This window comes from Agrococcus versicolor (genome assembly GCF_039531815.1).
Taxonomy (GTDB): Bacteria; Actinomycetota; Actinomycetes; order Actinomycetales; family Microbacteriaceae; genus Agrococcus; species Agrococcus versicolor.
In genome coordinates this window covers 411,719-429,356 of record NZ_BAAAQT010000005.1, presented here as the reverse complement: position 1 = coordinate 429,356, position 17,638 = coordinate 411,719, and the positions used below count along the sequence as shown (strand labels likewise).

Here is a 17,638-nt window from a genome sequence, read left to right as displayed (position 1 = left end):
GGCCGAGGCGGTCAGCGTCGCGGCGGTCGCGGCTCCGGCGGCCAGGGCTCCGGCGGCCAGGGCGACGCGGCGCGCGAGCCGCAGGCGGCCGCGGAGGCGACGCAGCCCGCGCAGGCGCGCGGCACCCACGACGGTGGCGGCACCGAGCACCACGACGGCAACGCGGCGCCCGCACGGCGTCGTCGTCGCCGCCGCTCCGGCGGCTCGGGCCAGGCAGCGCCCCAGGCCTGACCGCACCGCACGGACGCGACCCCTCCGGCCTCGGCCGGAGGGGTCCTTCGCGTGCGGGCGCCGGTCAGACGACGGAGGCGCGCGCCGGATCGACCGCGATCGTCACGCCCGCGGCCGCGAGCCGCTCGACGAGGTCGTCCGAGCCGCCGCCCGACGAGGTGGCGAGCGCCGTCTCCGCCTCCGTGATGGGCAGCACCGCCAGGTAGGAGACGCGGCCGACGGCCGTCTCGACCGTCATGACGGCCTCGGGCAGCCCGAGCGGCGGCCCCACGAGCGCGGTCGAGAACGGCACGCCCTCGTGGAAGGACGCCCCGCTCGGCACCGTGTGCCCCCACGAGATCCACGTGCTGCTGCGACGCGGATAGCGCGCGAGGCCCTTCACGAGCCGGATGGGCCAGTACGCCGCCTCGTCGCGCAGCGTGCCGTCGACGTCCGCGACGCCGCCCGCGAGCCCCGGCCAGTCGGCGGGGACGCCGATGAGCAGCTCCTGCCGTGCGCGATCGGCGAGCTCGGAGGGCACGTGCATCGGCAGGTCCGACATGCCGACGGTCGCGAGCGTCACGAACGGCCTGCCCTCGGCGGGCGGGAACACGACGAGGTCGATGCGCAGCTCGTCGGGCATCGACTCCGCGAGCAGCGCGCTCGGCTCGCCCAGATGCCGCGTGAGGTGCTGCACGAGGGTCTGCGCGTGCAGGTCGCCGGCTCGGATGTCGTCGTGCATGGCCTCGCCCCTCGTCACGCCGGCAGCACGGGCTCGGCGCCCGTGCCCTCGGCGAGGATCGCCTCGAGCGCCTCGGGCGTCGTCGTGTGCTCGCCGAGCAGGTTGGGCTTGCCGCGCCCGTGCCAGTCGCTCGAGCCCGTCGTGATCAGGCCGTGCCGCCTCGCCTGCTCGTGCAGCCACGCCCGCGCCTCGGGCGGGTTGTCGCGGTGCTCGACCTCGAGCCCGAAGAGGCCGGCGTCGACGAGCTCGGCGATGACGAGCTCGTCCATCGTCGCCTGGCCGCGGCCGGCGGGATGCGCGATGACGGGCACGCCGCCCGCCTCGCGGATGATGCGCACGGCGACGACCGGCGCGGGCGCGCGATGCGGCTGGTAGTAGCCGCCGCGCCAGTGCAGGATGCCGTCGAACGCGCTCGAGCGGTCGGGGACGACGCCGAGGGTCACGAGGGCGTCGGCGATGTGCGGACGGCCGATGGTCGCGCCGGGCGCCGCGTGGTCCTGCACGTCCTGCCACGTGAGCGGGTGGTCGACGCCGATGCGCTCGACCATGCGGCGCGCTCGCTCGACGCGCTCGACGCGGATGCGCTCGCGCTCGGCGAGGAAGGCCGGCGCGGCCGGGTCGACGAGGTAGCCGAGCACGTGGACGCTCGCGTACTGCTGCTGGGCGGAGAACTCGACGCCCGGCACGAGCCCCATGCCGACCTCGCGAGCCGCCTCGATCGCGCTCGGCCAGCCGGCGACGGTGTCGTGGTCGGTGATCGCGACGACGTCGAGGCCCGCGGCGTGCGCCTGGAGGACGAGCTCGCGCGGCGACTCGGTGCCGTCCGACTCCGTGGAGTGGGCGTGCAGGTCGATGCTCCCCCACGGTCGTGCCATGACTCCATCGTACGAGCCGCGCGCGCACGGCCGGGCCACCTACCCTGGAGGCATGAAGGTGCTCGGCTGGCTGCTCGGCATCGCCGTCGCCGCGGCGTTGCTCGTCGCGGCGTGGCCGCAGACGTTCGGGCTCGAGCAGGCGCCGATCGTCGCGCAGGTCGTGGCGGTGCGCATGGGGGTCGTCGGCATCGCCGCCGTGCTCGCGGTGCTGTTCCTGCTGCTGTCGGCCGCGCGCCGCATCCGCCGATTCGCGGGTGCCGTCGTCGTGCTGCTCGTCGTGTTCATGGTCGCGTCGTCGGGCATCCACCTCTCCCGCGGCATCGACGACTCTGCCGTCGAGGCCGACGACGGCGACCTCGTCGTGCTCACCTGGAACACGCTGGGCGACGCGCCGGGGGCGGAGGCGATCGCGGGCCTCGTGCGCGACACGGGCGCCGACGTCGTCATGCTGCCGGAGACGACGATCGAGACCGGCACGGAGGTCGCGGTGCTGCTGGGCGCCGAGGGCATCCCGTTCTGGGCGCTCACGACCGACTTCTCGAACGCCGACTACGGCGCGCTCAACACGACGCTGCTCGTGTCGGCCGCGCTCGGCTCGTACACGGCGCAGCCCTCGGCGGACGTCGGGCAGACGAACACGCTGCCCACGGTCGTCGCGACGCCCGACGACGGCGAGGGCCCGACGTTCGTCGCGACGCATCCCGTCGCGCCCGTCCCCCAGCAGATGCGCAACTGGCGCGCCGACCTCGACTTCGTCGCGGGCCTGTGCACGCACGACGCGTCGGTGATCGTCGGCGGCGACTTCAACTCGACGCTCGACCACTGGACGTCCCTCGGCGTCGGCACGGGCGACATCGGCTCGTGCGTCGACGCCGCGGGCGCGACGGGCTCGGGCGCCGTCGGCTCGTGGCCGACGTGGGCGCCGGCGTGGCTCGGCGCGCAGATCGACCACGTCGTCGCGACCCCCGACTGGCGCCCCGTGGACGCGCAGGTGCTCACGGGCTACGACGACCTCGGCACCGACCACCGCCCGGTCGTCGTCGTGCTGCGGCCGCGCTAGCCGCGGCCCGCGCCGACCGGCTGCGACGGGGTAGGACGGACGACCCGGATCAGACGGGACGGGTCAGGCGGCGACGCCCCGCCCGTCCATCGCCTTCTCGACGATGTGCAGGCCCTCGAGACCCGGCAGCGCCGAGATCTTCGTGTCCATGTCGCGGATGAGCTTGCGACCGTCGGGGCCCTGGAACAGGTGGGTCATGACGTGCGTGACCTCGTCGTCGGTGTTGATGCCGGAGCCCACGGGCTGCCACACCTTCGACATGACGAAGCGCGTGATGACGCGCGCCTTGCGCGACGACTCGAGCCGCTTGCGCGCCTGCGTCGCGTAGAAGGCGATGTGCTTCGACTCCTGGATCGCGATGCGCTTGAGCAGCGGCGTGAGCACGGGATGCGACTGCATCTTCGCGAGGCGGTGGTAGGCGGCGTTCGCCGAGTACTCGTTCGCCGCGCCCCACGTCATGTGCACGGCGACGAAGTCGTTGCCGACCACGTTGCCGAGCAGCGACTGCTTCACGGGGTCGAGGCGGTCCTTCCAGCCGAGCTTGACGCGCGTCGCCTTGAGCACGTCGTAGTCGACCGTGATGCCGTGCTTCGCGAGCACGGCGGCGAGCGCCTCGCCGTGCCAGAACTCCTCGCGGTTCCACATGGTCATGAAGGCGCCCACCTCGGGCTCCTTGTGCGACGGCGTCGTGAGGAGGTCGCGGAGGTAGCAGACCGTGTGGTACTCGACGTCGCACATGTAGCGCAGCGTGCGCAGCGTGGACTCGGGCAGCGGGTCGTCGTCGAACGCGTCGAGGTCGAGGTCGCCCCACTGGACGCCCTCGGACTGCTTGGTGTACCTGTCGATGTCGAAGGCCATGCGATCGGGCTCTGTGGCCCGCTCCCTTCTCCGCGGTCTTCGCCGTGCCCGCTACGCGGTCGGCTCGGGGATGGTTCGGAGCAGCGCCCGCGAACGGTTGGCCGGGCCACGACGCCAGCGCGCCGAGGTCCAGCCGCGACGGTCCGCCTCGCCCGCGAGGCGGGAGTCGGCGTTGACGGCGGTGGGGTGGCCCACGAGCGCGAGCCAGCCGAGGTCGGCGTGGCTGTCGCCGTAGCCGTACGACGCGTCGAGGTCGAGGCCGTGCTCGGCGGCGTACTGCGTGAGCCACGACGCGCGGGCCTCGTCGACGAGCGGCGGCGTGGCGAGGTAGCCGGTCAGCCGTCCGTCGCGCTCGTGCATCGAGCCGGCGACGACCTCGTCGAACAGCGCCGCGACAGGTGCGGCGAGGCGGTCGAACGAGCCGGAGACGAGGACGGTGCGGTGGCCGGCGGCACGGTGCTGCAGCACGCGCTCGATCGCGTCGGCGCTCGCATGCGACAGCATCTGCTCGCGGTAGCCGCCCTCGACGATGCGCTCGAGGCGCTCGACGGACATGCCCTCGTAGCGGCGCATGAACTCGCGGATGAACTCGCCCCGGTCGCGACGCTCGGCCGCGAGGTAGCGGGGCACGTCGGCGAGCATCCTCGCGACCTCCGCCGGGTACGCCGTGCGGCGCACGCCCTGCGTGCGCACCCACAGGTACTGCTCGACGATGTTCGAGTCGACGAGCGTGCCCTCGAGGTCGAACACGGCGATGACGTCGCTGCGCTGCGGCAGGTCGGCGGCCGACTCGGCGATCGCGGCCTTCGCCCGCTCGCGACGTCGCGCGGAGAACGAGGATGCGAGCTCGGTCACGGCAGGCAGGTGCACGGCCTGCATGTAGTGCTCCCAGTCGATCGCCGTGATGTCGAAGCCGCGATCGGCGGCGACCTCGGGCGGCAGCGACGCGTGCAGCGCCTTCGTGCTCGCATCGTCGAAGATGATCTCCGACTGCACGTAGACCTTGTAGAGCGCGATGAACTGGCGCAGGCGTCCGAGGTCGCGCACGGCCTTGTCGGCCGAGGTGCGCCAGCGGCGCGTGCGCAGCGTCGTCGGCAGCACCTTCAGCGCGCTCTGCGCGACCGTGACGGCGCGCTGCTGCTGCTGGAGGCGGCGGTCGACGCGCGCGCCGCCCGGGAAGGTCCACTCGGGCACGATGACGGGGGCGTCGCCCTGCTGCATGGGGTGCGCGGTGAAGTAGCGGCGCACCTCCTCGAAGATCTGGTGGTACGGCAGCGGGTTCGAGCGGCCGGACGCCACCTGGTAGTAGGCGGGCTCGCCCGCGGGCGGCGGCTGCGTGGCCGCGGCGAGCGCCGCGTTGACGACGTGGTCGACGGGGATGACGTCGAGCACGGAGTCGGGCGAGCCGGGGAACTCGGGCAGCTGGCCCTTGCCGTAGGCGACGATGAGCGGGTCGGCGACCTTGAAGCCGTCGATCCAGCCGGGGTAGGGATGCTGCGCGGCCGACTCGATGATCGACGGGCGCACGATCGACAGGCGGCGCTGCGCGCCCCACAGCTCCTCGGCGGCGCGCTCGGCGAACGCCTTCGTCAGCGTGTAGACGTCGGTCCAGCCGAGGCTCTGCGCCCGTGCGCGACCGGCCTCGACGAGCTGCTCGGTGACCCAGGCGCGGCGCGCCTCCTCGCTCGCGGACGCGACGGCGATGGGGCCGGCCTTGCCGTGCTCGGCACGCGCGTCGTCGAGGAACGACGTGAGCAGCTCGGGCATGCGCGACTGCAGCTCGACGCGCTCGCGCGCCTGCCGGGCGGCCTTGTGCTCGAGGCGCCAGTCGACGTCGTGCTCGAGGCTGCGCTCGAGCGCGACGCCCTTGCGGAGGCCGCCGACGTAGCAGGTGGAGATGTGGACGACGTGCGGGTCGGCGCCCGTGGCGAGCACGGCCTCGTAGAGGCCGACGGCGCCGCCGACGTTCGTGTCGAAGGACTCGTCGATCGGCGGGTCGAACGAGACGCTCGCGGCCGAGTGGATGACGACGTCGATGCCGCTCGGCAGCGGGGCGACCTCGTCGAGGCCAGAGTCGACGACCGTGATCCGCGTCCCGATCGCGGCGTCGGCGACCTCGTCGCCGACCGCGGCGCGCCAGCGGTCGAACACGGGCTTGCGCAGCAGCGCCGCCGCGCGGTCCTCGGCGGACTCGGCACCCTTGCCGCGCACGAGGATCGAGACGGTGGTCTCGGGGAACGTCGCGAGCAGACGCTCGAGGATCGCCTGTCCGACGAACCCCGTCGCTCCCGTGAGGAGGACGTGGGCGTCGCCGAGGTCGTGCGGCTTCGAGGTGGGGCTCATGCCACCAGCCTGGCAGCCAGACGCGCGGCTGTCGCATCCATCCCCGGGAGCGCCGCCACGTTGTCGCGCACACGGCCGAGCGCGAGGCGGCCCTGCGCGCCGACGAACGTCAGGCGCTCGAGCAGGTGACGGGCCTTCGCGGGCACGTGCAGCGCGCCGATGGGCCAGGCGGTGCCGAGCAGCGCGCGGCTCGTGAGCCGGCGGGCGCGCGGCGACTCGGCGAGGAGGCGCTCGGCCTCCTGCCCGAGGAAGTCGAGGTGGCGGGCCTGCACCTCGTCGACGATCTGCGCGAGCACGTCGATCGTCGCGTGGCGTGCGTGGCGGCGCAGCGCGCCGAACGCCTCGCCGACGATCCACTCGTCGACGAGCCCGGCCGTCGCATGGACCGCGACGACGTCGGCGCCCGTGACGTTGGCGATGAGCGCGCGGCGGATGGGGCCGCGACGCTCGGGGAGCTCGCGCAGGCGCAGGCGGGGCCGGCCGTGGAGCTCGGTCGTGCGGCCGTGCGCGTCGAGGATCGCCCGGAGCGCGTCGGCGATCCAGAAGCGCTCGTACGCCCACGTCACGAGGAACGCCGTCATGCGCGCGTCCTTGTGCGTCGCGGTCACGAGCATGTCGCGCAGGCGCTCCATCGTCGCGGCCTCGACGGTGTGGAGGACGGCGACGAGGCGCAGCGCGACGTCGTCGAGGGGCGAGCCGGCGAAGGCGTCGAGGTCGAGGGCATCGCGGTGGCTGCCTCGGGCGTCCCGCGCGAAGGCTCGGACGTCGAAGGCGCGCTCCTGCGTCTGGGTGCGGGTCATCATCCTGAGAATACCTTCCGTCGCATGGCCGATCGGTGCTGCGACGCGGCACCGGATCCGTGTCGTCGACCGGCGGCTATGGTGGGGCGCATGCGTGCGCTCGTCACCGGTGCGTCCTCCGGCATCGGAGCCGCGTTCGCGCGCGCCCTCGCCGCCAGGGGCCACGATCTCGTCCTCGTCGCCCGCGACCGCGGTCGGCTCGAGGCGATGGCCGCCGAGCTGCCCGTCGACGTCGAGGTGCTGCCCGCCGACCTGTCGCTGCGCGACGAGCAGGAGCGCGTCGCTGCCCGCATCGAGTCGGCCGACTCCCCCATCGGCATGCTCGTGACGTGCGCCGGGTTCGGCATGCACGCGGCGATCGCGAGCGCCGACCCCGACGAGCACGACCGCGCATGGGAGGTCATGGGGCGCGCGACGCAGCGGCTCGCCGCCGCCGCCGCGCGCACGATGCGGCCGCGCGGCGCCGGTGCCATCGTCACGGTGTCGAGCACGGCGGCGCTCACGGCCATGGGCGCGTACGCCGCGATCAAGGCGTGGGTGACGACGATGACCGAGGGGCTCGCGAACGAGCTGCACGGCTCGGGCGTCACCGTCACGGCGCTCATGCCCGGCTGGGTGCGCACCGAGTTCCACGAGCGCGCGGGCATGGCGGCCTCCGGGCTGCCGGACGTGCTGTGGCTCGAGCCCGACGCGGTCGTCGCGGCATGCCTGCGCGACGTCGACCGCGGCAAGGTGCTCTCCATACCGAGCGTTCGCTACAAGGCATTCGCCGGATTGCTCCGGGTGATGCCGCGTCCCGGGGTCCGCGCGCTGTCGCGTGCGCTGCGATCCCGCCGGGATCGGTAGGTTGTCCTGGTGGCAGACGCCAGGCAGCACCGCGACCGCTTCGACTCGAAGGCGCATGAGGTCGCTCGCTTCGGCGCGCAGCGCGGCCTGTTGAAGTCCGCCGTCCACGCGACCGTCACCCTCCGCGTGGTCGACGAGCAGCGTGCGGCCGCCCTCGAGGGGAAGCCCTTCATCCTCGTCGCGAACCACTCGAGCCACCTCGACGCGCCCGTGATCCTCTCGGCCCTGCCGTGGCGGATCGCGAAGACGCTCGCGATCGGCGCCGCCGCCGACTACTTCTTCGACGTGTGGTGGCGACGCGGCCTCACGGCGCTGTTCTTCAACGCCTTCCCCGTGCAGCGCTCCGGCAGGCGCAAGCAGGTCGTCTCCGCGAAGAGCCTGCTCGAGCGCGGCATCCCCGTGCTGCTGTTCCCCGAGGGCACGCGCTCGAAGACCGGACGGATGGCCGACTTCCGCCCCGGATCCGCGGCGCTCGCGACGAACCTGGGCGTGCCGATCCTGCCCGTCGCCATCATCGGCGCGCACGACGCCCATCCGCGAGGCACCTCGTGGCCGAAGCCTGGGCGACTGCCCGTGACCGTCGTCTTCGGCGACGCGATCGCACCGAACGAGGGCGAGAACGCCCGGGACCTCACGACGCGCGTGCGCGCCGAGGTCGTCAGACTGCTGGCCGCCCACGGCGGCCCCGACCCGAGGGAGCTCCAGGCATGACCGTCGAGCACATGAAGTGGTGGGGATGGGGCCGCGAGGGCGTCGCCTTCCACCACGAGGACAAGCCCGCGTTCGCCCCCTTCGTCCAGAAGGCCGTGGGGCTCGACCTGCACGCCGCCGACGCCGTCGACACGCCGTCGTTCGACGCGCTCGACGTCCCCGCCTCGCAGGCGCCCGACGCGCTGCTCGGCGAGCTGCGCGGCGCGATCGGCGAGGAGCACGTCGTCGTCGACGACCTCGACCGCGTCGTCCACACGTACGGCAAGTCGATCCGCGACCTCATCCGCGTGCGCGCCGGCATCCTGCCGCGCATCCCCGACGTCGTCGCCTACCCCGGCGACGAGGCCGACGTGCAGCGCATCGTCGAGGTCGCCGTGGCCGCCGACGCCGTGCTCATCCCGTTCGGCGGCGGCTCGAACATCGCCGGCAGCCTCGAGCCGACGCCCACCGAGACGCGCCCGATCGTCTCGGTCGACCTCGGCCGCATGCGCCTGCTGCTCGACATCGACGAGCCCTCGCAGATCGCGCGCATCCAGGCGGGCGCCCTCGGCCCCGACCTCGAGGCGCAGCTGAACGCGAAGGGCTGGACGCTCGGGCACTTCCCCGACTCGTTCACCCACTCGACGCTCGGCGGCTGGGTCGCGACGCGCTCGAGCGGCATGCAGTCCGACAAGTACGGCGACATCGCCGAGATCGCCCGCGGCATGCGCGTCGTGCGTCCCGACGGCGCCCTCGTGATCCGCGCGATGCCCAACGCCTCGACCGGTCCGAGCGTGCGCGAGATGATCCTCGGCTCCGAGGGGCGCCTCGGCATCATCACCGAGGTGTCGGTGCAGGTGCACCGCACGCCCGAGGAGCGCGTCATCCACGCGTACTTCTTCCCCCGCTGGGCCGTCGCCCTCGGGGCGATGCAGGCGATCGCCGCCTCCGACGCCGCCCCGTCGATCACGCGCGTGTCCGACGCGCGCGAGACGGCGTTCTCGATGTCGACGAGCAAGACGCGCACCGGCACCTCGCGCATCCTCGCCGAGGAGGTCCTCCCCCGCCTCATGCGCTCGAAGGGCTGGGACCTCGACGAGATCTGCATGTCGTTCATCGGCTACGAGGGCTCGCCGTCGCACGTGCGCAGGCAGCGCGCCGGCGTCGAGCGCATCGTCAAGCAGTACGGCGGCATGGGCGTCGGCACGGGCCCCGGCGTGCTCTACGACCAGAAGAAGTTCGACACCCCGTACCTGCGCGACTTCCTGCTCGACCGCGGCGCCGTCGCGGACGTGTCCGAGACGGTCGCGCCCTGGTCGCGCCTGCTCGAGCTGTACGACGCGACCGTCGCCTCCGCGAACGCCGCATACGAGTCGATCGGCCAGCCCGGCTGGATCATGTGCCACCTGTCGCACTCGTACCACGTGGGCGCGTGCCTGTACTTCACGTTCGCGTGGGTCGCCGGCGGCGACGAGATCGCCGAGTACGAGGCCGTGAAGGGCGCCATCCAGCAGTCCTTCGTCGACCACGGCGGCGCGGTGTCGCACCACCACGGCGTCGGCTTCGAGCACGCCCCGTGGCTCGAGCAGGACATCTCGACCGAGGGCGTGCGCATCATGCGCGGCCTCTTCGCCGCGAGCGACCCGCAGCGCATCCTCAACCCCGGCGCGATCGTCGCCGACTGAGGTCGCGCGCCGGCACGGCCCTCGGTCGTGCCGGCGCTGCCGCGGTCAGGGCGTCCTGGCGCGCAGGCGCGCGATCGCCGCGACGACCTGCTCGAGCGTCTCGCGCGCCGCGACGCTCGTGAAGTGCCCTGCCGCGCGCAGGTGCACGACCTGGGAGCCCGGCAGCGGCGCCGACGCGGGCACGTGCGGATCCCACGAGGGCACGAGCTCGACGATGCGCGCGTTCGCGGCGGTCTCGGCCGCGAGGGCGACGAGGGCGGGCGAGCCGTCGCGCAGCTCGGCGAGGGAGCGCCACCACGGCACGAGCCTCGCGCGCGAGGAGCCGGCGAACGGCGTCGCGATCGTCACGAGCCCGACGAGGCGCACGTCCCCCGGCGCCGTGCCCTCGATGGCGTCCCGCGCCCAGTCGACGAGGACGCGCTTGCCGGTCAGCCCGCCCTTCGAGTGCCCGACGAGCACGACGTCGCCGACGAGGTCGTCGATCGCGGCGCGCACGAGCGGCGCGGCGTCGACGAACGGCGCGAGGTTGTAGCCGAGCGACGGCACGGCGAGCACGCCGAGCCCGCGCGCGGCGAGGCGGCGCGCGAGGGGCTCGAGGTAGCCGGACGACTCCCACACGCCCGGCAGCAGCACGACCGTGACGCCGCCGGCGGGAGCGGGCACGTCGAACGGCAGCGCGCGGCGGGCGAGGGCGCGCAGCTGGCCGCGGGTCGCCTCGACGTAGTCGCGGCCCCACGTGACCGCGCGGGCGAGCACGCGCCCGAGCGCGCCGCCGAGCCGTGCGCCCGCGCTCCCCCGAGGCTCCCCGTCCGGCACGCGACGATCCTATTCGCGAGCCGGGCACGCGATGGGAGGATGGGGGCATGAGCGAGACGCAGACGCACGCGGAGGCAGGCACCGAGCACGAGGAGGCGGCTGCGGCCGCGCAGCGCAACGCCGGACGGTCGACGACGCCGACGTCGAGCCGCTTCGTCGAGCACGTGCAGCAGGGCTGGGCCGAGCGCGAGGAGGTGCTGCCCGCACCGCGCGCCGCGGCATCCGAGGCGGCCGCGCGCCGCGCCGCCCTGTCCGCGCTGCACCCCGGCACCCGCATCGTCGTGCCCGCCGGGCCGCGCAAGCAGCGCTCGAACGACACCGACTACGCCTACCGGGCCGCCCCCGACTTCGCGATCCTCACCGGCTGGGGCGCCGACGCCGAGCCCGACGCCGTGCTCGTGCTCGAGCCGCGCGGCGACGCGCACGAGGCGACGCTGTACTTCCGTCAGCCCGCCGGGCGCGACACGACCGAGTTCTTCGCGAACGCCGAGATCGGCGAGTTCTGGATCGGCGCGCGGCCCTCGCTCGCCCACGTCGCGGCCGACCTCGGCCTCGCCACGCGCGACCTCGCCGACGTGGGCGCCGTGCTCGACGACGCCTCGGTGCCGGTGCTCGTGACGACCGAGGGCGACCCCGCGATCGTCGCCCGCCTCGGCGAGCGCGCCAACGTGTCGGCCGAGGGCGTCGACGTCGCCGGTCGCGACCTCGCCGAGCTGCGGCTCGTGAAGTCGGCGTGGGAGGTCGACGAGCTGCAGCGCGCCGTCGACGCGACGCAGGACGGCTTCGAGGACGTCATCCGCGACCTGTCCGCCGCACGCGCCCACCCGCGCGGCGAGCGCGTCGTCGAGGGCACCTTCCACCGCCGCGCGCGCATCGACGGCAACGCCGTCGGCTACGACACGATCGCCGCGTCGGGCTCGCACGCGTGCATCCTGCACTGGACGCGCAACGACGGCGCCGTGCGCGACGGCGACCTCATCCTGCTCGACGCCGGCGTCGAGGTCGACAGCCTCTACACCGCCGACATCACGCGCACCCTGCCCATCTCGGGCACGTTCTCACCCGTGCAGCGGAAGGTCTACGAGGCGGTGCTCGAGGCGGCGGACGCGGCCTTCGCGATCGCGCGCCCCGGCATCGTGTTCAAGGAGATCCATGCCGCCGCCATGGAGGTCATCGCGCGCCGCACGGCCGAGTGGGGCCTGCTGCCGATGACCGCCGAGGAGTCGCTGCAGCCCGAGAACCAGCTGCACCGCCGCTGGATGGTGCACGGCACGAGCCACCACCTCGGCCTCGACGTCCACGACTGCGCGCAGGCGCGCCGGGAGCTCTACCACGACGGCATCGTCGAGGAGGGGATGGTCTTCACGATCGAGCCCGGCCTCTACTTCCAGCCCGACGACCTCACAGTGCCCGAGGAGCTGCGCGGCATCGGCGTGCGGATCGAGGACGACGTCGTCGTCACCGCAGACGGCGTGCGCAACCTGTCGGCCGGCATCCCCCGCACGGTCGACGAGGTCGAGGCGTGGATGGCGTCGCTCGCGGGCGACGCACGCTGACCGACGCGGGGCCGCGTCAGAGCGCGACGAGGGCGACGGCGATGCCGAGCATGACGACGGCGATGCCGGCGTCGAGGATGCGCCACGCGCGCTCGGTGCGCATGATCGGCGCGAGGTACCTGGCGCCGTAGCCGAAGCCGACGAACCAGATCGCCGAGGCCAGGAGGCCGCCGACGAGGAACGACCACCGCGCATCGCCGTGCGTCGCGGCGATCGAGCCCATCACGAGCGTCGTCTCGATGAGCGCGTGCGGGTTGAGCCAGGTGAGGGCGAGGATCGTCAGCACGGCGGTGCGCCGCGACGTGCGCTGCCGCACCGCGACGCCCGCGGGCGCGCCCGACGCGGCGTCGCTCGCATCGGCGGGGGCCTCGGCGAGCGAGCCGCCGCCCCGCCATGCGCGTCGGGCGCAGACGGCCGCGTAGCCGACGAGGAAGATCGCCCCCGCCCAGCGTGCGACGCCGTCGAGCCACGGCACGTGGGTGACGAGCGCCCCGACGCCCACGACGCCGGCGGTCTGCAGCACGACCTCGCTCGCGATGCACGCGATGACGATGGCGCCGACGTGCTCGCGGCGGATGCCCTGGCGCAGGACGTACGAGTTCTGCGCGCCGATCGAGATGATGAGGCCGAGGCAGATGGCGAGTCCGGCGAGGAAGGCGGCGAGGGAGAGCACGTCATGACGCTACGGCCGATGGACCTGCAGATCCAGCGCATGATCCTGCAGCACCGGAAGCAGCGCTTCAGGTAGCGTGCGAGGCATGGAGCTGCCCCGGGACCTGCTGCGCACCCTCGTCGCCGCCGTCGACGCCGGCACGCTCGATGGCGCCGCGCACGCGCTCGCCCTCACGCCCTCCGCCGTGAGCCAGCGCATCCGGGCCCTCGAGCGCCAGCTCGGCCGCGTCGTGCTCACCCGCACGCGTCCCGTGCGGCCGACGCCCGACGGCACCGTGCTCCTCCGCCTCGGCAGGCAGGTCGCGCTCCTCGAGCACGAGGCGCTCGCCGAGCTCGGCGCCGAGCAGGGCACGGCCGTCATGCGGCTGGGCGTCAACGCCGACTCGCTCGCGGGCTGGTTCCTGCCCGCCGTCGCCGCGGTCGCGAGCGCCCACGACGTCGTCGTCGAGCTGCACCGGGAGGACCAGGAGCGCACGGCGGCGCTGCTCGAGTCGGGCACGGTCATGGGCGCCGTCACGTCGCAGGCCGACCCCGTGCCCGGCTGCGTCTCCTCCCCCATCGGCGGCATGCGCTACGTCGCGGCGGCGAGCCGTGCGTTCGCCGAGCGCTGGCTGCCGCTCGGCGGCACCGCCGACGAGCTCGCCCTCGCGCCGTACGTCGACTTCGACGACTCCGACGTGCTGCAGGGTCGCCACCTCGCCGCGCGCGGCGTCGTCGGCTCGCCGCCGCGGCACCTCGTCTCTGCGTCGGCGGAGTTCCGACGCGCGATCGAGCTCGGGCTCGGCTGGGGACTGCTGCTGCCGTCGCAGCTCGACGACGCCGTCTTCGTCGTGCTCGACGGCGACCCGATCGACGTGCCGCTGCACTGGCAGCGGTGGAATCTCGCCTCGACACTGCTCGACGCCATGACCGACGCCGTGGTCGCCGCCGCCGCCGACGCGACCGACATCGTGCCGATCGCCGCGCGACGCGTCAGGCCTGCGGCGTCTCGGGGGTCGGCGCCACGGGGGCCGCAGCCGGCGCCGTGACCGGCGCGGGCGCGTCGCGCTGCCCGAGGACGTGCATCGCTCGCCCGGCGATCTCCCGCGGCGCCACGATGTCGTAGCGGCTCGCCATGACCTGCTGCACGCTCGAGAACTCGCGGCGCTTGCGCGTCATCGCGTGCGTGACGATCGCGAGCAGGATGCCGATCGCGGCGCCCAGCAGCGGCAGGATGAGCGCCGACTGCAGCGACTCGGGCATGAGCAGGTAGATGGCGAGCGCGAAGAAGACGCCGAACGAGAGGCCGCGCATGAGGCCCGTGAGCGCGACCTTGCCCCACGTGAGCCTGCCCATGACGCGCTCGACGAGCTTGAGGTCGTTGCCGACGATCGCGAGCCCGCGGATGTCGGTGTCGGACTCCGAGACCGTGTTGATCGCCGCCTGCGCCTCGGCGTACGTGGGGTACGAGGCCACGACGACGCCGTCGGGCAGACGCTGCTCGCCGCGGTCGGAGGGCTGGAGGATGCTCACGCATCCATCGTCCCACGTCGCATCGCGCCCGCGTGGGGCGTTCGCGGCCCGCGAAGCCCACGGGTAGCGTTGCACCGTGAGCAGCAAGGCGTTCGTCGCACGGCTCGCGGGCTGTCCCGTCTTCGACCCCCAGGGCGACAAGGTCGGCAGGGTCCGCGACGTCGTCATGGTGCCGCGCGAGGCCGGCCCCCCGCGCATCGTCGGCTTCGTCGTCGAGGTCACGGGCAAGCGCCGCGTCTTCCTGTCGATCGGCCGCGTCATGTCGATCGGCGGCGGCCAGCTCATCACGACCGGCCTCATCAACCTGCGCCGCTTCGAGCAGCGCGGCGGCGAGCAGCTCGTGCTCGCCGAGGTGCTCGGTCGCGGCGTCACGCTGCGCGACGGCGTCGAGGCGCGCCTCGAGGACCTCTCGATCGTCGAGTCGCCCGGCGGCGAGTGGACGGTCGACCAGGTCTTCCTCCGCAAGCCCCGCACGTCGCCGTTCGGCAAGGGACCGACGACGCTCGCCGGCTGGATGGACGTCCGCCACGACGACGAGGGCGAGCAGGAGTCCGACCACATCCTCGCCCAGCTGCAGGACCTCCCCGCCGCCGACGCCGCGACCGCGCTGCTCGACCTCCCCTCGCAGCGCATGCTCGAGGTCGCGGGCGACCTGCCGAACGATCGCCTCGCCGACGTGCTCGAGGAGATGTCGGAGGACGACCAGGTCTCGATCCTCGACGCGCTCGGCGACGACCGCGCCGCCGAGGTGCTCGACCAGATGCAGCCCGACGACGCCGCCGACCTCATCGCGCAGCTGCCGTTCGAGCGGGGCGAGGCCCTCCTCGACCTCATGGAGCCCGAGGAGGCCGAGGACGTCCGCATGCTGCTCGCGTACGGGCAGGACACCGCGGGCGGGCTCATGACCACCGAGCCGGTGATCCTCGCCTCCGACGCGACGGTCGCCGAGGCGCTCGCCACCATCCGCAAGCACGAGATCGCGCCGGCGCTCGCCGCGGCCGTGTTCGTGACGCTGCCGCCGTACGAGCCGCCGACCGGCGCCTTCCTCGGCGTCGTGCACTTCCAGCGGCTGCTGCGCTACCCGCCGAACGAGCGGCTCGGCACGTTGCTCGACCCCGCGCTCGAGCCCGTGCGCGTCGACGCGACGGCCGCGGAGCTCACGCGCATCATGGCGACGTACAACCTCGTCTCGGTGCCCGTCGTCGACGCGACGTCGCGGCTCGTGGGCGTCGTGACGGTCGACGACGTGCTCGACCACATCCTCCCGGACGACTGGCGCAGCCGCGACGGCGAGGTCCGTCGTGGCTGAGCGTCGCGACGAGCGCCAGGACCGCCTCGCGACGCCCAAGGGATCCGGCCGCAGGCTGCGCCGCGGCGGTCGCCAGTCGAAGGACCGCTTCGGCGGCTTCAGCGAGGCGCTCGCGCGCGGCATGGGCACGCCGTGGTTCCTCATCGGCATGACGATCTTCGTCGGCCTGTGGCTCGGGTACAACTCGATCGCGCCGCACGACTCGCAGTTCGACCCGCAGGACCAGGGCTTCCCGCTCCTGACGCTCGCGCTGTCGCTGCAGGCCTCGTACGCCGCGCCCATGATCCTGCTGGCGCAGAATCGCCAGGACGACCGCGACCGCGTGCAGATCGAGCAGGATCGCGTGCGCGCCGAGCGCAACCTCAACGACACCGAGTACCTCGCGCGCGAGGTCGTGGCGCTGCGCCTCGCGATCAAGGACATGGCGACGAAGGACTTCATCCGCGCCGAGCTGCGCAGCCTCCTCGACGACATCGAGGATCAGCGCCGGGCGGAGGCCCACGACGCGGCGGACGCGGCCGCGGACGCCGCGGACGCGGCGGCCGATGCGGCGGCGGACCGCCGACGACCGTGAGCGTCGAGGCCATCCGGGCGGCGCTCGCGACGGTGATCGACCCCGAGATCCGCAGGCCCGTCACCGAGCTCGACATGATCGGCGACGTCGTGCTCGAGGCGGGCACCGCGCACGTCGACCTGCGGCTCACGATCGTCGGCTGCCCCGCCGCCGACCGCATCGAGGCCGACGTGCGCACCGCCGTCGCATCCGTCGCGGGCGTCGACGCCGTCGAGGTCGAGGTCGGCGTCATGACGCCCTCCGAGCGCCAGGCGCTCGTGGAGCGGCTGCGCGGACGGCGCACGATGGCCTTCGGCCCGGACTCCCTCACCCGCATCCTCGCGATCACGAGCGGCAAGGGCGGCGTCGGCAAGTCGACGCTCACCGCCAACCTCGCCGTCGCGCTCGCCGCCGACGGCCTCAAGGTCGGGCTCGTCGACGCCGACGTGCACGGCTACTCGATCCCCGGCATCCTCGGCGTCGACGACGTGCCCACGCGCGTCGGAGACCTCATGATGCCGCCGAGCGCGCACGGCGTGCTCGTGGTCTCGATCGGCATGCTCGTCGAGGGCAATCGCGCCGTGTCGTGGCGCGGTCCCATGCTGCACCGCACGCTGCAGCAGTTCCTCACCGACGTGTGGTGGGGCGACCTCGACGTGCTCCTGGTCGACATGCCGCCGGGCACGGGCGACGTCGCGATCTCGCTCGGCCAGCTGCTGCCGCACGCCGAGGTCATCGTCGTGACGACGCCGCAGCGCGCCGCGGCGGACGTCGCCGAGCGCTCCGCCGAGGTCGCGCGGCAGACGGGCCAGCGCGTCGCCGGGGTCGTCGAGAACATGGCGGGGCTCGCACAGGCCGACGGCACGGTGCTCGAGCTCTTCGGCTCGGGCGGCGGCGCCGAGGCCGCCGCGCGCCTCGACGTGCCGCTGCTGTCGAGCGTGCCGCTGTCGATGGCGCTGCGCGAGGACGGCGACGCGGGCACGCCCGTCGTCGTCGCGCATCCTCAGGACCCGGCGGCCATGGCCATCGCAGCGCTCGCGCAGCGGCTCCGCGGCGGCCTGGGCCTCGCAGGGCGCTCGCTGCCCTTCACGACCCGCTGAGCGGGCCGGAC

At 73.8% G+C, this 17,638-nt stretch carries 17 protein-coding genes and 1 pseudogene; 10 read left to right on the top strand and 8 right to left on the bottom strand.

Annotation, left to right across the window (positions count from 1 at the left end; all coding sequences use genetic code 11):
- Nucleotides 1-231: pseudogene (locus tag ABD249_RS04870) on the top strand (DEAD/DEAH box helicase); the annotation flags it as partial.
- A 64-nt stretch (nucleotides 232-295) separates the two neighbouring features.
- Here the strand turns inward: ABD249_RS04870 and ABD249_RS04865 are convergent.
- A complete protein-coding gene (locus tag ABD249_RS04865; RefSeq protein ID WP_344340986.1) occupies nucleotides 296-952 on the bottom strand; it encodes a suppressor of fused domain protein in 657 nt (218 codons plus the stop codon).
- A gap of 14 nt (nucleotides 953-966) precedes the next feature.
- Complete coding sequence (locus tag ABD249_RS04860) at nucleotides 967-1,827, bottom strand: PHP domain-containing protein (RefSeq protein WP_344340983.1); 861 nt, start codon at nucleotides 1,825-1,827, stop codon at nucleotides 967-969.
- 52 nt (nucleotides 1,828-1,879) lie between these two features.
- Between ABD249_RS04860 and ABD249_RS04855 the strand changes: the two genes are divergently transcribed.
- On the top strand, nucleotides 1,880-2,887 hold the full coding sequence (locus ABD249_RS04855; RefSeq protein WP_344340981.1) for an endonuclease/exonuclease/phosphatase family protein: 1,008 nt from the start codon (nucleotides 1,880-1,882) through the stop codon (nucleotides 2,885-2,887).
- A 63-nt stretch (nucleotides 2,888-2,950) separates the two neighbouring features.
- Here ABD249_RS04855 and ABD249_RS04850 read toward each other — a convergent pair whose 3' ends face one another.
- The 3 genes from ABD249_RS04850 to ABD249_RS04840 are packed head-to-tail and all read right to left on the bottom strand — an operon-like array spanning nucleotide 2,951 to nucleotide 6,888.
- On the bottom strand, nucleotides 2,951-3,745 hold the full coding sequence (locus tag ABD249_RS04850) for a ferritin family protein (RefSeq protein WP_344340978.1): 795 nt from the start codon (nucleotides 3,743-3,745) through the stop codon (nucleotides 2,951-2,953).
- A 51-nt stretch (nucleotides 3,746-3,796) separates the two neighbouring features.
- Entirely contained in the window at nucleotides 3,797-6,088 is a 2,292-nt protein-coding gene (locus ABD249_RS04845; RefSeq protein ID WP_344340976.1) for an HAD-IB family hydrolase, read from the bottom strand.
- Nucleotides 6,085-6,888: a hypothetical protein gene (locus ABD249_RS04840; RefSeq protein WP_344340974.1), complete on the bottom strand. Its 804-nt coding sequence runs from the start codon at nucleotides 6,886-6,888 to the stop codon at nucleotides 6,085-6,087. The genes ABD249_RS04845 and ABD249_RS04840 overlap by 4 nt, the downstream gene beginning before the upstream one ends.
- A 90-nt stretch (nucleotides 6,889-6,978) precedes the next feature.
- Here ABD249_RS04840 and ABD249_RS04835 point away from each other — a divergent pair, with 90 nt between their 5' ends.
- From ABD249_RS04835 to ABD249_RS04825, 3 genes are read left to right on the top strand one after another with little or no spacing between them, the layout of a single operon-like run.
- Nucleotides 6,979-7,734 carry an SDR family NAD(P)-dependent oxidoreductase gene (locus tag ABD249_RS04835; RefSeq protein WP_344340971.1) on the top strand — a complete coding sequence of 252 codons (756 nt, stop codon included), beginning with the start codon at nucleotides 6,979-6,981 and terminating at the stop codon, nucleotides 7,732-7,734.
- Between the two features lie 9 nt (nucleotides 7,735-7,743).
- On the top strand, nucleotides 7,744-8,445 hold the full coding sequence (locus ABD249_RS04830; RefSeq protein WP_344340969.1) for a lysophospholipid acyltransferase family protein: 702 nt from the start codon (nucleotides 7,744-7,746) through the stop codon (nucleotides 8,443-8,445).
- Complete coding sequence (locus tag ABD249_RS04825; RefSeq protein WP_344340967.1) at nucleotides 8,442-10,109, top strand: FAD-binding oxidoreductase; 1,668 nt, start codon at nucleotides 8,442-8,444, stop codon at nucleotides 10,107-10,109. The genes ABD249_RS04830 and ABD249_RS04825 overlap by 4 nt, the downstream gene beginning before the upstream one ends.
- Nucleotides 10,110-10,154: 45 nt before the next feature.
- Here ABD249_RS04825 and ABD249_RS04820 read toward each other — a convergent pair whose 3' ends face one another.
- Nucleotides 10,155-10,925 carry an esterase/lipase family protein gene (locus ABD249_RS04820; RefSeq protein WP_344340964.1) on the bottom strand — a complete coding sequence of 257 codons (771 nt, stop codon included), beginning with the start codon at nucleotides 10,923-10,925 and terminating at the stop codon, nucleotides 10,155-10,157.
- A 47-nt stretch (nucleotides 10,926-10,972) separates the two neighbouring features.
- Here ABD249_RS04820 and ABD249_RS04815 point away from each other — a divergent pair, with 47 nt between their 5' ends.
- A complete protein-coding gene (locus ABD249_RS04815; RefSeq protein WP_344340962.1) occupies nucleotides 10,973-12,481 on the top strand; it encodes an aminopeptidase P family protein in 1,509 nt (502 codons plus the stop codon).
- Between the two features lie 16 nt (nucleotides 12,482-12,497).
- Here ABD249_RS04815 and ABD249_RS04810 read toward each other — a convergent pair whose 3' ends face one another.
- Nucleotides 12,498-13,154: a LysE/ArgO family amino acid transporter gene (locus ABD249_RS04810; RefSeq protein ID WP_344340960.1), complete on the bottom strand. Its 657-nt coding sequence runs from the start codon at nucleotides 13,152-13,154 to the stop codon at nucleotides 12,498-12,500.
- An 85-nt stretch (nucleotides 13,155-13,239) separates the two neighbouring features.
- Between ABD249_RS04810 and ABD249_RS04805 the strand changes: the two genes are divergently transcribed.
- Nucleotides 13,240-14,181 (top strand): ArgP/LysG family DNA-binding transcriptional regulator, encoded by a 942-nt coding sequence (locus ABD249_RS04805; protein ID WP_344340955.1) that lies wholly within the window; start codon nucleotides 13,240-13,242, stop codon nucleotides 14,179-14,181.
- Here the strand turns inward: ABD249_RS04805 and ABD249_RS04800 are convergent.
- The gene (locus ABD249_RS04800; RefSeq protein WP_344340952.1) at nucleotides 14,126-14,665 is read right to left on the bottom strand and encodes a YflT domain-containing protein; all 540 of its coding nucleotides are present in this window, start codon (nucleotides 14,663-14,665) and stop codon (nucleotides 14,126-14,128) included. The genes ABD249_RS04805 and ABD249_RS04800 overlap by 56 nt on opposite strands.
- Nucleotides 14,666-14,741: 76 nt before the next feature.
- Here ABD249_RS04800 and ABD249_RS04795 point away from each other — a divergent pair, with 76 nt between their 5' ends.
- The 3 genes from ABD249_RS04795 to ABD249_RS04785 are packed head-to-tail and all read left to right on the top strand — an operon-like array spanning nucleotide 14,742 to nucleotide 17,627.
- A complete protein-coding gene (locus tag ABD249_RS04795; protein WP_344340950.1) occupies nucleotides 14,742-15,974 on the top strand; it encodes a magnesium transporter MgtE N-terminal domain-containing protein in 1,233 nt (410 codons plus the stop codon).
- Nucleotides 15,967-16,548 carry a DUF1003 domain-containing protein gene (locus ABD249_RS04790; RefSeq protein ID WP_425546283.1) on the top strand — a complete coding sequence of 194 codons (582 nt, stop codon included), beginning with the start codon at nucleotides 15,967-15,969 and terminating at the stop codon, nucleotides 16,546-16,548. Before ABD249_RS04795 ends, ABD249_RS04790 begins: the two co-directional genes overlap by 8 nt.
- Nucleotides 16,545-17,627 (top strand): Mrp/NBP35 family ATP-binding protein, encoded by a 1,083-nt coding sequence (locus ABD249_RS04785; RefSeq protein ID WP_344340947.1) that lies wholly within the window; start codon nucleotides 16,545-16,547, stop codon nucleotides 17,625-17,627. Before ABD249_RS04790 ends, ABD249_RS04785 begins: the two co-directional genes overlap by 4 nt.
- Nucleotides 17,628-17,638 lie beyond the last annotated feature (11 nt).